This is a genomic window from Cyanobium sp. Cruz CV13-4-11, from assembly GCF_024346055.1.
Lineage (GTDB): Bacteria > Cyanobacteriota > Cyanobacteriia > PCC-6307 > Cyanobiaceae > Cyanobium.
Genome location: NZ_JAGQCH010000010.1, coordinates 47,420 through 59,868, shown reverse-complemented (window position 1 = coordinate 59,868; position 12,449 = coordinate 47,420). Strand labels below are relative to the sequence as shown.

Genomic DNA, 12,449 nt, shown 5'->3' with positions numbered 1-12,449 from the left:
TTGAGGCGTTGACTGGATTAAACATCATTCCACTTGGTCTACCACAATGGCTATTCGCATTTTAAGCATGGTAATGAGAAAGAAGCTATTAATTGCGGGCTTCTTTCTTGCCTTCGCATTGAGTGGAGTGCTGTCAGCAGTATTCCCTAATAATGTCAGGATTGAGCCCAACTTGTGGTTTGGGGCTGATATTGGAAGGGTGATAAATGACATGGCCGAGCCACTGGCTAATCATTACAGGCTAAAAGTCCATCCGCTGTTTTCTCTTATTGTTCTTCCTGTCGCTCGGCCTGTATATTGGATCGGCAGGTTAATGGGTTTTGATGGTGGCCTTTCCAAGGGTATCGCCGCTCAATTCGTCACGTCAATGTCTGCGGGTGCGACGTGGATCCTTATCTATTTATTGGCAATCAGGATGGGCCTTTCTAGGTTCGCATCGCTTGGTATATCCCTGCTATTTCTTTCGTCGACTGCCTTCCTGTTTTGGTGGTCTACGCCCGAAACCTTTCCCCTGGGAGCAGTGACGATTTTACTGCCTCTTATTCTGCTTGCATACAACATTAAGTCTCATAAGGTTTGGGTAATGGCTTTAGTTGGCTCACTTTCGATGACAACCACGAACTGGGGTGCTGGCTTAATAGCTTCTCTCGTACGTTTCGGCCTGAGAAAAGCATTTCTAGGGTTGTGCGGGATGACTTTGCTATTGACCAGTCTTTTGATCTGTGTACAAAAAGCGTATCTGCCCTCGGCGGGCTTGCCGTTTCAACTTGGTGAAGAGCGCACATACATCAAAAGAAGTGTTCGACCGTTTGAAACTGCCTATCAGTTTTTTGTTGCGCCTGTTGCCCCTTTGACTCCCTCAGTAATTATTGGGGAAGGCAGGTATTCGCAATTCACGTTTGCGCTGCCAGGCTGGAGTGATATTTCGCTATTGCGTATCAGTACAGCGACGGCTTGGCTGGCGCTGCTCTTTAATGGAATTTATGCCGCTCTCTCGCGAAGAGACAATTCTGTCAGCATTGCTTTGGCATGTTTTTTGGGTTTTCAGTTTCTTCTTCATTCATTCTATGGGGATAGTCCTTTCTTGTATTCCGCCCACTATGTACCGGCCATGGTATTGCTGGCTGGGTACGGATTAACCGCCATGCCTGAGGCCCACAAGAAGAGCATCACTTTGCTTGTTTATGTGCTTGCGCTTATACTTCTTCCTCTTAATCTTGTCTATCTTTATGAGTCTTTTAAGCTCGGAGTTGCCCATCTTGCTGGCTAGCGATGTCGCACTCGTGCGTAGGAATTATTTTTTCAGGCACTTTGGCAGGGCGGCAACGACTTACGCTTATGGCGTTTAATGCGTCTGAATTGACGAAAATCCGTCCATCTCGGAAGGCGAATATGGGGGAAAATCCTTGCGGATCAAGGTGTGATGATCTCTGAGTACATAACTTTCAACACTTTCTGCGCCACAAAGTTGCAGAAGCCCTGGCCAGAGCTTGAGACTGCTTTAGCCAGCCTCGATTAAATGCCCCGCGGCCAGAGCAGGCCGCGGGCAGGGCGTGCTGAGCTGCCGGGGCTGCCACCACCATCACTACCGCCACCGCTGTCCCCGCCACCACCGCCAGCGAGGAACTGAGCGACGCCGAACGCGACCAGTTGCTGCATCTGCGCAGCCAGCGCCTCAATGCTTTCCGAGAGCGGCAAAAAGGAATGGCAACCACCCTCCTCTAACGAGGAACGAGGTGGATCACCACATCGCAACCGAGCGCATCGGCGTAGCGGCGAAGGGTTGACAACGCGGGAAGGTGCTTGCGGGATCCCTCCAGCCGGCTGATGGCGCTGCGGGTCGTTCCCATGCGCAGTGCCACGTCCTCCTGGGTCAGGCCAGCCCGTTTGCGAGCATCAAGAAGCTCGCGTAGCAGGCGGAATTCCGCTGCGGCTTCCTGCCTGGCCTCCGTATAGCCGGGGATCGTCGCGGCGCGGCTCCGCTCACTATCGCGGTCGCGGATCAGCGGTTCGTAGGCAATGTCAGCCATGATTCCTGATCTCTTTGATTCGGTTCCGGGCAATGGTGAGATCGCGCTGGGGCGTTTTCTGCGTCTTCTTGATGAAGGCGTGGAGCACGATGATCATGCGGCCACTGCAATAACAGAAGAACGCCCTGCCAGTCCCGCTGCGGCTTTTGGGCCTGAGTTCAAATAGGCCCTCGCCGAGGGCCTTGGAGTGTGGCGAGCCCAGCAGGGGGCCATGGTCTTCCAGCAGGTCCAGGAGTTCATCACAACGGGCCAGCAGGTCGACAGGCCACGATTCGATCTCCTCGCGAACGCGAGGACTGAAGTAAGCAAGGCGAAATGACCTGTCCATGTTAGCGCGTGTGCTACGTGGAGGTCGTGGCATCGCGTCAATGCTTCTCTCCCCCACCAGTGCCACCCCCCGTCACACCCCGCCCCAGCACTGGCCCCCACAGCGCCAAGATCTCCCCATGCCCCCAACCCCCTCCCCCACCTACGAGCGCCTGCGCGACTACATCGCGAGGCGCATGCGAATGAGCCACGTCTACCAGCCCCTAATGCTCATGGAGCTCCTTGGTCGGCGCAGCCCAGCCCCCGCGCAGGACGTGGCCCGGCGGATCCTGGGGGAGGACGTGACCCAGATCGATTACTACACCGAACGCGTCAAGCGGATGGTGGGCAAGGTCCTCACCGGCAACGGCATCACCCGCTACGACCAAGGCGCCTACGACCTTGTGGGCGGCGAGGAACTGAGCGACGCCGAGCGCGACGAGCTGCTGCAGCTGTGCCGCCAGCGCCTCGATGCCTTCCGCGAGCAGCGCGGCCAGGAGGTGTTCGCCCACAGGAGCCGCCACCGCACCCCGATCAGCGGCTCGATCAAATACCGGGTGCTTACCCGGGCAAAGGGCCGCTGCGAATGCTGCGGCGCCCACGAGCATCAAAGGGCCCTGGAGGTGGACCACATCGTGCCCAGGAACCAGGGCGGCTCGGACGACCTCAGCAACCTGCAGGCCCTCTGCTTCCGCTGCAATGCCGGCAAGCGCGACACGGACTCCACAGACTTCCGCGGCCTGCAGGCCAGCTATGCCCATCGCCAGGACAGTTGTGCGTTCTGCGCGCTGGAGGGCACCGGCCGGGTGCTGCTGGAGAACGAACTGGCGTTGTGCATCGCCGATGCCTATCCGGTGTCGCCTGGGCACAGCCTGATCCCGCGGCGGCATGGTGCCGATGGGTTGGCGTTGCACCAGCCGGAATGGAACGCAGTGGTGGAGCTGCTGAAGCTGCGGCGGGAGCAGCTGAGCGCCCAGGATGCGTCGATCAGTGGCTGGAATGTGGGGTTGAATTCAGGTGAACCTGCGGGGCAGACGGTGTTTCATGCGCATTGGCATCTGATTCCACGGCGGGAGGGGGATTGCGAGGAGCCGCGGGGTGGGGTGCGGGGGGGGGGGGGGATTGGGGGGAGGCAGGAGTATTGATTGCGCTCTAACGCTTGCCATCACCAGGCCGCAGAGGCCTTGAGACATCGAGCTTATCCTCTATTTGCGGCTCTGGTGTATGGCATTGTTAGCGGACATCTATTCGGTTCCGCCAGTACCCTCGGCGGCGTGCGTGATGAGCAAGTGTTAGATTGAATAAAGCAAGAGAAACTTCGCAGGCCAGAAAGTTAAGTCAACTTAACCCGACACCATCCTCAATCCAGATGGTAACGGAACCCCCTTCGGCAACGAACTCAGCCCATCCATATTGATCGGTCATTAACCCTTCTGACTTGCTTCCGAAAACATCATAGTTGGCTCTAGAAATGACATATTGATTGCCAACTAGCTTGATGGTTGCCAGATGATAGAACCGCTTATTAAAGCGGCCAGTATTCATTCTAATTGCTTTGATAGCACTATAGGAATTGCTCATGGTTACGGCCATTGCTCCTATTGCATTAGAAACTCCCCCCATTCTAACCCAACCAACAATGTCACTATGGGCGTAGAAACGTTCATCTCCCAACGCAAATTGCTTCCTAAGCTTTAAAAGCAGGCTGATATAGTCTCTGCCACTGGGCTGAGCTTTATGATTATCCTTATCATGAGAGCCATAGTAGTCTGGGAAGAAAACGCAAGGATATCCCTGCTCCCTCAGCAAAATAAAAGCATAGGCCAATGGTTTAAACCATTCCTTGACATGAGAGTCGAGTTCTCTGCCAAATTGATAATCATGATTTTCAACAAATGTCACTGCCTTGGCGGGCTGCTCAGCCATTAAGGTATTTTGGTTAAGCTCTCGCAGATCAAATGACTGTCCAGACCAGCTTGCACTCTTAAACTTAAATCGTAGAGGAAAATCTAACAAACTAATATCCTGAGGATACGAACCCTTAGCTGTGACTTCGGTAAGATAGCTGTGTAGCATAGGTGTGTCACCAGCGATATACTCACCCACTGTAAAGAAAGGCTTATTTGCTTTGGCTCTCATATGACCAACCCATTCTCGGACATAACCAGCAGTGATGTGCTTTACAGCATCTAGCCTAAATCCATCTAAGCCAACTTTGGCTGAAAACCATGTTCCCCAATGCTTCATCTCCTCTCGAACATCAAATCGACCATAGTCAAAATCAGAGTCTTGAAGGAAGTCATAATTCCCTTTTTCCAGAGAGACCCATTTTTCAAAGTTTTTTATTTGTGGGATATAGCCAGGTTCATTAAACACAAATCGATAAATATATTTCCCGTCTTTCCCTCCTGTCTCAATAAAGTCATTGCCATCTTGTCTAATTTTGACTGTAGTATCGACACTATCAAAGTGTCGGGATGTCCACTTAAAATCGGAATACTGATTAGCCCTTTCGGGGAAGTCAAAAGTTGTGTAAGACTTGATATCAATCAGTCCACTTTCATAACCTGATTCCCACCTCTCTCGTGTTCTGTCCTCTTTCTCGACCCTAACTGCCTGCCAGAAATCGCTTTCAGATCCTCCCGCTCGATGGTTGAGGACAATATCTCCATAAACTTGGATATATCTTTTGTTGCCATCTGGCACTAAAGCACCAGAGGCATTTTTTGTGTATCCATGAAGCGCATTGATGGCATCATGTAGCTGCTCTATTTCGCCATACTTAGTTCTCCTGGAGCCTCTGGCATTAAACTCCCCCAGATCAAAGTGATCATAAACATCATACCCACTGCTATTGTCACCACTTGCTCCTTTGTAAGCTGGTGGAATCCAAACCGCATCTATGCCAATATCTCGAAGATGATCAGCCTCATCCTTTAAGAAGCTCCATAAAGGTTTATTGGCCTGAAAAGAATCATCTTTATCGAGGAACCAATGAAAAAAACTGAAACAAAACTCCATCGGCATGCTCAGGCATAATGTTGGCTCCACAAGAAAAGATTTTTTAACGATACTCTGAGACAGAGGAAGCCAGTAATAATGTTCAGAAATCAAGACTTTTGCATACTTGGGGCTGCTCACTGCCATGCGCATGCGATCCTGCATCTTTGTTGAGAACTAGATTCAATTGAACAAGGGTAATATTGCTTTGCAACACTGACCGGATTCGGGCCCTTTAAGCAGCCATTAAATTCCAGCTTGACAAGCTAACGAATATGGATAGATCGTGCAACGAATATGGATAGATCGTGCGCAGCCACGATCTTATCCGCAGTTGAACAAGCCTGCAACGTTGAGGCCCTGGGCCCACTGCAGAAGAATCAGGCCATTTTTCAGGTTTTCTTTGGCTTCTGCCCTAGGTGAAATGTCCTACAGACGGCAGCACGAACCGGTTGAGCTGTTGCACTCTCCAGTTTAGGCACGCAGACAGCCCAGCAGGCCAGTTCTGGTTGCGAACGGGCCATCATTGTCTGCAGGTGCTACTCACTACGGCTTATTTGCTTGCGCGTGTTGATGGATTCAAGCTGGCGCTGGGTTGATCTCTCGCACGCGCACCGCGATGATCGCCATCACGCCGCCGCAGTGCGGGCAGTGGATCGGTGGTTTGGGCTGGGGTCGCCATGGTTCCGGCAGCACGACGCGCAGCAGCAGTTGCACTGTCTGCAGCAGCTTCTGGCTGTTGCCGTGGAGCAGGCCGTAGTCGCGGGCGCGCCGGAAGCGCTTGGGCAGCACATGGCGCAGCAGCATCCACAGGAACTCTGCGCCAGGCAGGCTCTGGATCAGCACCGCACCGCTGTTGTCGCGGATGCGAAAGGTGATCAGGCCATCGCGATCGCTGAGGATGTCTTTCTCGGGGAGCACACCGCGGTAGAGGTAGCGACCCAGGTACACCAGCGCCTTCTGGCCACTGCCGACTGATTGGCAATGCACCACCCAGTCCCTTGGGATCGTTGCCTGCACGCGCAAACCGGCCCTGCGCATGCCGTCCAGCCATTTGGCGCGGAACACCTTGGCCAGGTTGGCGGCCGGGAAGAGATAGCCCCTCTCTTTCCACTGCCATTTTCGCTGACCTCCTCCCCCCTGTACTGGTGCTGATTGCTGGTGGTGGATGGCACCAGCGGGCACAATCAAGTGCACATGGGGATGGAAGTCCAGGCGGCGGCTGTGGGTGTGCAGCACCGCATGCGCTCCTGTGATTCCTTTCAGTTTTGGATCTTTGCGGGCAAAGGAATCCACCGTTTGCCAGGCGGTTTTGAGCAGCAGGTCGTAGGTGATGCGTTGCTGGCTCCAGAACAGAGCCCGCAGCTCGGCTGGCACCGTGAAGGTGATCAGGAAGTACTCCACCGGCAGCAGCTTGGCCTGCTGCCGCTCGATCCAGCGCTGGCTGTCCGTGTGCTGGCAGTGGGGGCAGCTGCGGTGGCCGCAGGAGTGGGGAACCTTGAGGCTGTGGCTGCAGTCGCTGCAGCGGAGCACCATCAGGTCGCCGCCCTGGCGGCGGCAGCGCCGCATGGCTTGCAGTGCCTGGTAGTGGCTTGGCAGCAGCTGGGGGCCATGCAGCCGCTCCAGTTCGCCCTGGTGGCGTTCGACCACCTCGGAAAGGAGCACCATCACAGCCCCTCCTCCCAGCGCAGCTGGAAGCCATCGAGCAGCCTCTCGATGCGATCACTGCTGTGATCCCGCACCACCTGGGTGATGTGGGCATAGCGGGCGGTGGTGTTGCTGTTGCTGTGGCCGAGCAGTGACTGGATCAGCCTCAGGTCCATCCCCTGCTCCAGCAGGTGGGTGGCATAGGCATGGCGCAGGCTGTGGACCGTGAGTTTTTTCTGGATGCCACAGTCCAGCCGTGCTGCCCTCAGAGCAGCCTGCACACCACTGGCGTCCATCGGTGCACTGGCGATGCGCACGATGAACTGGTGACCGGCCGGGGAAGGGAACAGCAGCCGTGGGTGGCGGTGGCTGCTCCAGAAGCGGCGCATCGCCTGCAGGGTCAAGGCCGGCAGGGGGACGTAGCGATCCTTGCCGCCCTTGCCATCGCGGATGTGCACGCGACGCTGGCTGCCATCGATATCAGCTACCTGCAGAGCCAGGCACTCACTGATCCGCAACCCCAGGCTATAGACCACCAGCAGAAAAATCCGGTAGCGCAACTTGCGCACCGTGTTGATCAAGAGCTGAACTTCCTCCCGGGTTGGAATGTCCGGCAGCGTGCGCACACGCGGGGGACGGATAATCTTGATCCATTCCATCTCCCGCTCCAGCACATAGCGGTGGAAGAACTGCAGACTGGAGAGGTCAACCTTGATCGTGCTCCAAGAATATTGCTCCAGCATGGTAGAGAAGTAGTCTTTCAACTCATCAGGCTGGAGGTCGTCCGGGCAGCGGCTAAAGTGTCCAGCTATCCGATAGAGCGTGCGTCTGTAACTGTCGATCGTTTTGTCGCGCAGACCATGCAGGTGCATGGCCTGCGTCATTGCATCTAAGCGCGAATCAAATCTGGCCTGCTCAGCAGGATCCATGGGCCGCGTCCCTTCGCGTGGTGTAAATCCCGAGGCCCGAATGCCCTGATCAGAGGTTGAACAGGATGGTGGCAGGACGTGACCTTGCCGATGCTTGAGGAGGTGCGCCGTCGCCTTCGGGGCCTGGTGGGACTGATCGAAACCGAGGCCCAGGATCCCCTCTACACTGACTTCAGTGATGAGATCGTCGCCATCAAGGAGGTGGATGGTGCTGCCCTTCTTACTCGTGATGAATTCCGCCAGTTCCGCCTACGGGCCCAGAACTTCCTCAAACAACATGAGGACCACCTCACCATGCAGCGGTTGCGGCGCAACCAGCCCCTCACCGCCACCGACCTGCAGGAACTGGAGCACTTCCTGATCAGCCATGGCATCGGCAATCAGCCCCTGATCGAACGAGCCAGTGAGGAGGCGAACGGCTTCGGCTTGTTCATCCGCTCCCTGGTGGGACTCGACCGAAAGGCCGCCAAGGAGCAGTTCGCTGACTTCCTCATTGAAGGCACCCACACCGTCACCCAGATCCAGTTCATCAACGGGATCATCAACGAACTCACCAGCCGGGGCGTGATGGATCCAGCCCGCCTCTACGACCCACCCTTCAGTGATCTGGCTCCCACAGGACCGGAAGGATTGTTCTCAGATTCCGAAGTGAACCGCATCTGCGCCCTGCTGAGCGACATCCGCCAGCGGGCCGAGCTGCCACTGGCGGCCTGAACGCATCTCATCCGGTGGCACTTGCTGAAGCCACCGCCACCAGCCTTCGTGCCCGAAGTTGCCCTGCTCACGCTGTTCGCTATCGACTCCGGCGAGCAGCAACACTTTCTGATGACTGACTGTGCTCCGCCGGAACGGCTGGTGCCAAGGCTTGTTCGTTCGATGCACGAGATCAGCCCTGGATCCAGGCCAACCTCCCTGGAGCACCTGAGACACTGCATCCTGCAGGCGGGCGGCCAACCGCTGGAGGGGTCTGAGGATGGCCGCTGCTTGCGGAAGCACCTCATCACCCACTATCTAAAACGCCGAAGGCTTCTCATCTCGTCCTGGTCTCGCCCGGTGGCCTGCAGCCCCTGGCAAAGGGAATGGCTGCCAAGGCCGTTGCTGCTTCATGACACTAAGCGATGGGCACTTTAACGCCAAAAATGCGTCACGCAGCGATCAGCAACTCAGCAGCGGAATGCAGTTGAACTGCATCAAAAGACGTCGATGACTATCACAGCTTCCGCCTGCACTTTCACCCGGTGCCTACGTTGAACGGAACGATTCGGCGCTGCGGGCCGGATGCCTTTTCATGACCTCGGCTGGCGGGGATCTATCTTCATGGTGGATGACAACTTCATCGGCAATCAGCACAACGTCAAACGCCTGCTCCGCGACCTCATTCCCTGGATGCGAGAGCATCGCTTTCCCTTCAACTTCCTGACCGAAGCCTCGGTGAATCTGGCCGAACAGCCCGAGCTCCTGGATCTGATGGCCAGGGCCGGCTTCTTCGGGGTCTTCCTGGGCATCGAGACCCCCGACCAGGACAGCCTCGCGGTCACCCGCAAACAGCAGAACACCCGCCATCCCCTCGCGGAGGCCTGCGGGACGATCAGCGCGGCGGGATTGGTCATCTACGCCGGGTTCATTCTCGGTTTCGACGGAGAACGATCAGGAGCTGGAGAGCGTATCGAGGCGTTCGTCGCTGAAACGGCCATTCCCCAGCCGATGCTGGGGATTCTCCAGGCCCTGCCGAACACAGCCCTATGGACCAGGCTGGAGGGGGAGGGGCGGCTCCTGCCGGAGGCCGATGTTCTCTGCGGCGACCAGAACACCCTGATGAACTTCGTGCCCTCCCGTCCGTCCCAGGACATCGGCCGCGAGTATGTGCGGGCCCTCTGGCGGATGTATGAGCCCGCCGCCTACCTGGAGCGCTGCCTGCGCCACTGCCTCGCCATCACCCCCAATCCCCACTGCTCCCAGCAGATGCACGTGCCGCCGCCCTGAACTCCGCGGCCAGTTCTGGCGACAGCTGCTGCAGATGGCACGGCAGCAACCCCGCCTGCTGCCCCTGTATCTGGGCCTCTGCGCCGCCGGCGAACACGTCTTCGAGTACCGCCAGCTGGCCCGGGAGGCATCGGCGACCAGTTGTGGGGCACGATCCGCTCGCAGCACCGCCGCAGGCGGCTCAGCCCCCAGCCACGAAGGCCAGGGCCACGCCGTTGTTGCAGTAGCGCTTGCCGGTGGGCTTGGGGCCGTCGTCGAACACGTGGCCCTGGTGGCCGCCGCAGCGGCGGCAGTGGTATTCCGTGCGCGGCAGGATCAGCTTGAAGTCGGTTTTGGTGACCACCGCCTTGGGCAGGGGTTGCCAGAAGCTGGGCCAGCCCGTGCCGGAGTCGAACTTGGCGGTTGAGGCGAACAGGGGCAGGCGGCAGCCGGCACACACGTACGTACCGCTGCGCTTCTCCTTGTTGAGCGGGCTGCTGAAGGGGCGCTCGGTGCCCTCTTGGCGCAGCACCGCATAGGCAGCCGGGCTGAGGCGCTTCTTCCATTCCTCCGGGCTCAGCTGCCAGGCGGGATCGGTGGCCTTCGCCGCCGCCAGGGCCCGGTCGGCCGGCAGGAAGGGCAGCAGCCCCGCCAGGGGCGCCCCCAGCCGGGCCAGCAGGCTGGAGAGAAAGTTGCGGCGGTCCATCCGGTTCAGCCCAGCCAGCCGGCGCTCAGCACCACGGCCAGCCCCAGGAACAGGGACAGCAGGGTCCAGGTGACGCGGTTGAGGGTGTTCTCGGCGCTGCGGGCGCTGCTGAACATCGAGCCGCCACTGGAGGCCAGCCCCCCCATGCCATCGCCCTTGGGGCTATGAAGCAGCACGCTGACGATCAGCAGGGCGCCGCTGAGCATCCAGAGCAAGGAAACGATGTTCTTGACCATCGCCCCAGACTAGCCGCCGCTGAACCGGGCCTTCAGGCGCCGAGGGTCTGGGGGATCCGGGCGGTGGGGGCGGTGGCCGGCACCACCAGGGAGGTGCCCGTCATGCGGGCCGGCTTGGGCAGGCCCAGGATCTCCAGCAGGGTGGGGGCGATGTCGGCCAGGCCGCCGTGCTCCCGCAGGCTGACGTCGTTGCCGTGGCCGTCCAACTTGCGCTTTTCGCCCTCCACCAGGATCACCGGTACGGGGTTGGTGGTGTGGGCGGTCCAGGGCAGCCCGTCTGGGCCCTGCATCACTTCGGCGTTGCCGTGGTCGGCTGTGATCAGCAGGGTGCCGCCCATGCGGGTGGTGGCCTCCACCAGCCGGCCCACACAGCGGTCGACCATGGCGATGGCTTCGGTGGCGGCCTCCATCTGGCCGGTGTGGCCCACCATGTCGGGGTTGGCGTAGTTGATCACCACCAGGGAGTAGATCCCCCGGCCGATGGCGGCGATGCAGCTGTCGGTGAGCTTCTCCGCCGACATCGCCGGCGCCTGGTCGTAGGTGGCGACGCGGGGCGAGGGCACCAGGTGGCGGTCTTCGCCGGAAAAGGCCTGCTCGATGCCACCGTTCATGAAATAGGTGACGTGGGGGTACTTCTCGGTTTCGGCGGTGCGGAACTGCCGCAGACCGTGTTCGGAGACCACCTGGCCCAGCAGGCCGTCGAGGGATTCGGGCGGGAAGGCCACCTGCACGGGCAGGCCCTGCTCGTACTGGGTGAACGTGACGACATGGAGGGGGCCGATCCACTGGCGCGGGAAGCCGTCGAAGTCCGGCAGCACCAGGGCGCGCATCAGCTGGCGCACCCGGTCGGGGCGGAAGTTGAAGCAGACCAGGCCGTCGCCGCTCTCCAGCAGTCCCTCGGCGAGGCGCACCGGCTCCAGGAACTCGTCGGTGATGCCCTCTGCATATGAACCCTCCAGCGCCTCGGCTGGGCCCAAGGGGCAGATCTCGGCCGGTTCGGTGAGCAGCCGGTAGGCCTTCTCCGTGCGCTCCCAGCGCTGGTCGCGGTCCATGGCCCAGTAGCGGCCGCAGAGGGTGGCGATCCGCCCCACACCCACCTCCTGGATCATGGCCTGGATGCGGGCCAGATAGCCGGGGCCGCCATGGGGAGCCGAATCACGGCCATCGGTGACCACGTGCACGAGCACATCGCTGAGGCCGCGGCCGGCCGCCCAGCGCAGCAGGCCGCCGAGATGGTCGATGTGGCTATGGACGCCGCCATCGGAGCAGAGGCCGATCAGATGCAGGGGGCGGCCGCTGGCCACCAGCGTGTCGCCCAGGTCGTTGAGGGCCAGGTTGCTGGCGATCGTGCCGCTGCGCACCGCCTGGCCGATTCGCACCAGCTCCTGGCGGATGATCCGGCCGGAGCCGATCGTGAGGTGGCCCACCTCCGAGTTGCCCATCTGGTGATCGGGCAGGCCGACGGCGGCGCCGCTGGCTTCGATGAGGGTATGGGGATAGGCGTGCCACAGGGCGTCCATCACCGGGGTGTCAGCCGCCCTGACGGCGTTGTGGTCACGCTCGTGGCTATAGCCCCAACCATCAAGAATGGCCAGGACCATCGGAGCTACGGGGCCAGCCGCCTCACAGGAAA

At 59.0% G+C, this 12,449-nt stretch carries 12 protein-coding genes; 4 read left to right on the top strand and 8 right to left on the bottom strand.

Features of this window, described 5'->3' with window-relative positions:
• Positions 1 to 46: 46 nt before the first annotated feature.
• Positions 47 to 1,270 (top strand): hypothetical protein, encoded by a 1,224-nt coding sequence (locus tag KBZ12_RS09420; RefSeq protein ID WP_254957671.1) that lies wholly within the window; start codon positions 47 to 49, stop codon positions 1,268 to 1,270.
• Between the two features lie 451 nt (positions 1,271 to 1,721).
• Here the strand turns inward: KBZ12_RS09420 and KBZ12_RS09415 are convergent, their stop codons facing one another.
• Entirely contained in the window at positions 1,722 to 2,030 is a 309-nt protein-coding gene (locus KBZ12_RS09415; protein ID WP_254957670.1) for a helix-turn-helix transcriptional regulator, read from the bottom strand.
• Positions 2,023 to 2,358, bottom strand: coding sequence for a type II toxin-antitoxin system RelE/ParE family toxin (locus KBZ12_RS09410; RefSeq protein ID WP_254957669.1), 336 nt, complete (start codon positions 2,356 to 2,358; stop codon positions 2,023 to 2,025). Before KBZ12_RS09410 ends, KBZ12_RS09415 begins: the two co-directional genes overlap by 8 nt.
• Positions 2,359 to 2,476: 118 nt before the next feature.
• Here KBZ12_RS09410 and KBZ12_RS09405 point away from each other — a divergent pair, with 118 nt between their 5' ends.
• The gene (locus KBZ12_RS09405; protein WP_254957668.1) at positions 2,477 to 3,481 is read left to right on the top strand and encodes an HNH endonuclease; all 1,005 of its coding nucleotides are present in this window, start codon (positions 2,477 to 2,479) and stop codon (positions 3,479 to 3,481) included.
• 193 nt (positions 3,482 to 3,674) lie between these two features.
• Here KBZ12_RS09405 and KBZ12_RS09400 read toward each other — a convergent pair whose 3' ends face one another.
• From KBZ12_RS09400 to KBZ12_RS09390, 3 genes are all read right to left on the bottom strand, one after another.
• The gene (locus KBZ12_RS09400; RefSeq protein ID WP_254957667.1) at positions 3,675 to 5,483 is read right to left on the bottom strand and encodes an alpha-amylase; all 1,809 of its coding nucleotides are present in this window, start codon (positions 5,481 to 5,483) and stop codon (positions 3,675 to 3,677) included.
• Positions 5,484 to 5,915: 432 nt separating this feature from the next.
• Positions 5,916 to 7,004: a transposase gene (locus KBZ12_RS09395; protein ID WP_254957666.1), complete on the bottom strand. Its 1,089-nt coding sequence runs from the start codon at positions 7,002 to 7,004 to the stop codon at positions 5,916 to 5,918.
• Positions 7,004 to 7,867, bottom strand: coding sequence for a site-specific integrase (locus KBZ12_RS09390; protein WP_254957665.1), 864 nt, complete (start codon positions 7,865 to 7,867; stop codon positions 7,004 to 7,006). Before KBZ12_RS09390 ends, KBZ12_RS09395 begins: the two co-directional genes overlap by 1 nt.
• Positions 7,868 to 7,990: 123 nt before the next feature.
• Between KBZ12_RS09390 and KBZ12_RS09385 the strand changes: the two genes are divergently transcribed.
• On the top strand, positions 7,991 to 8,626 hold the full coding sequence (locus KBZ12_RS09385; RefSeq protein ID WP_254957664.1) for a type I restriction-modification enzyme R subunit C-terminal domain-containing protein: 636 nt from the start codon (positions 7,991 to 7,993) through the stop codon (positions 8,624 to 8,626).
• A gap of 564 nt (positions 8,627 to 9,190) precedes the next feature.
• Entirely contained in the window at positions 9,191 to 9,895 is a 705-nt protein-coding gene (locus tag KBZ12_RS09380) for a B12-binding domain-containing radical SAM protein (RefSeq protein ID WP_254957663.1), read from the top strand.
• Positions 9,896 to 10,076: 181 nt separating this feature from the next.
• Here the strand turns inward: KBZ12_RS09380 and msrB are convergent, their stop codons facing one another.
• From msrB to gpmI, 3 genes are read right to left on the bottom strand one after another with little or no spacing between them, the layout of a single operon-like run.
• Positions 10,077 to 10,580 (bottom strand): peptide-methionine (R)-S-oxide reductase MsrB, encoded by a 504-nt coding sequence (gene msrB / locus KBZ12_RS09375; protein WP_254957662.1) that lies wholly within the window; start codon positions 10,578 to 10,580, stop codon positions 10,077 to 10,079.
• A 5-nt stretch (positions 10,581 to 10,585) separates the two neighbouring features.
• Positions 10,586 to 10,816, bottom strand: a complete 231-nt coding sequence (gene secG, locus KBZ12_RS09370; RefSeq protein WP_254957661.1) for a preprotein translocase subunit SecG — start codon at positions 10,814 to 10,816, stop codon at positions 10,586 to 10,588.
• A 32-nt stretch (positions 10,817 to 10,848) separates the two neighbouring features.
• Entirely contained in the window at positions 10,849 to 12,417 is a 1,569-nt protein-coding gene (gpmI, locus tag KBZ12_RS09365) for a 2,3-bisphosphoglycerate-independent phosphoglycerate mutase (RefSeq protein WP_254957660.1), read from the bottom strand.
• Positions 12,418 to 12,449 lie beyond the last annotated feature (32 nt).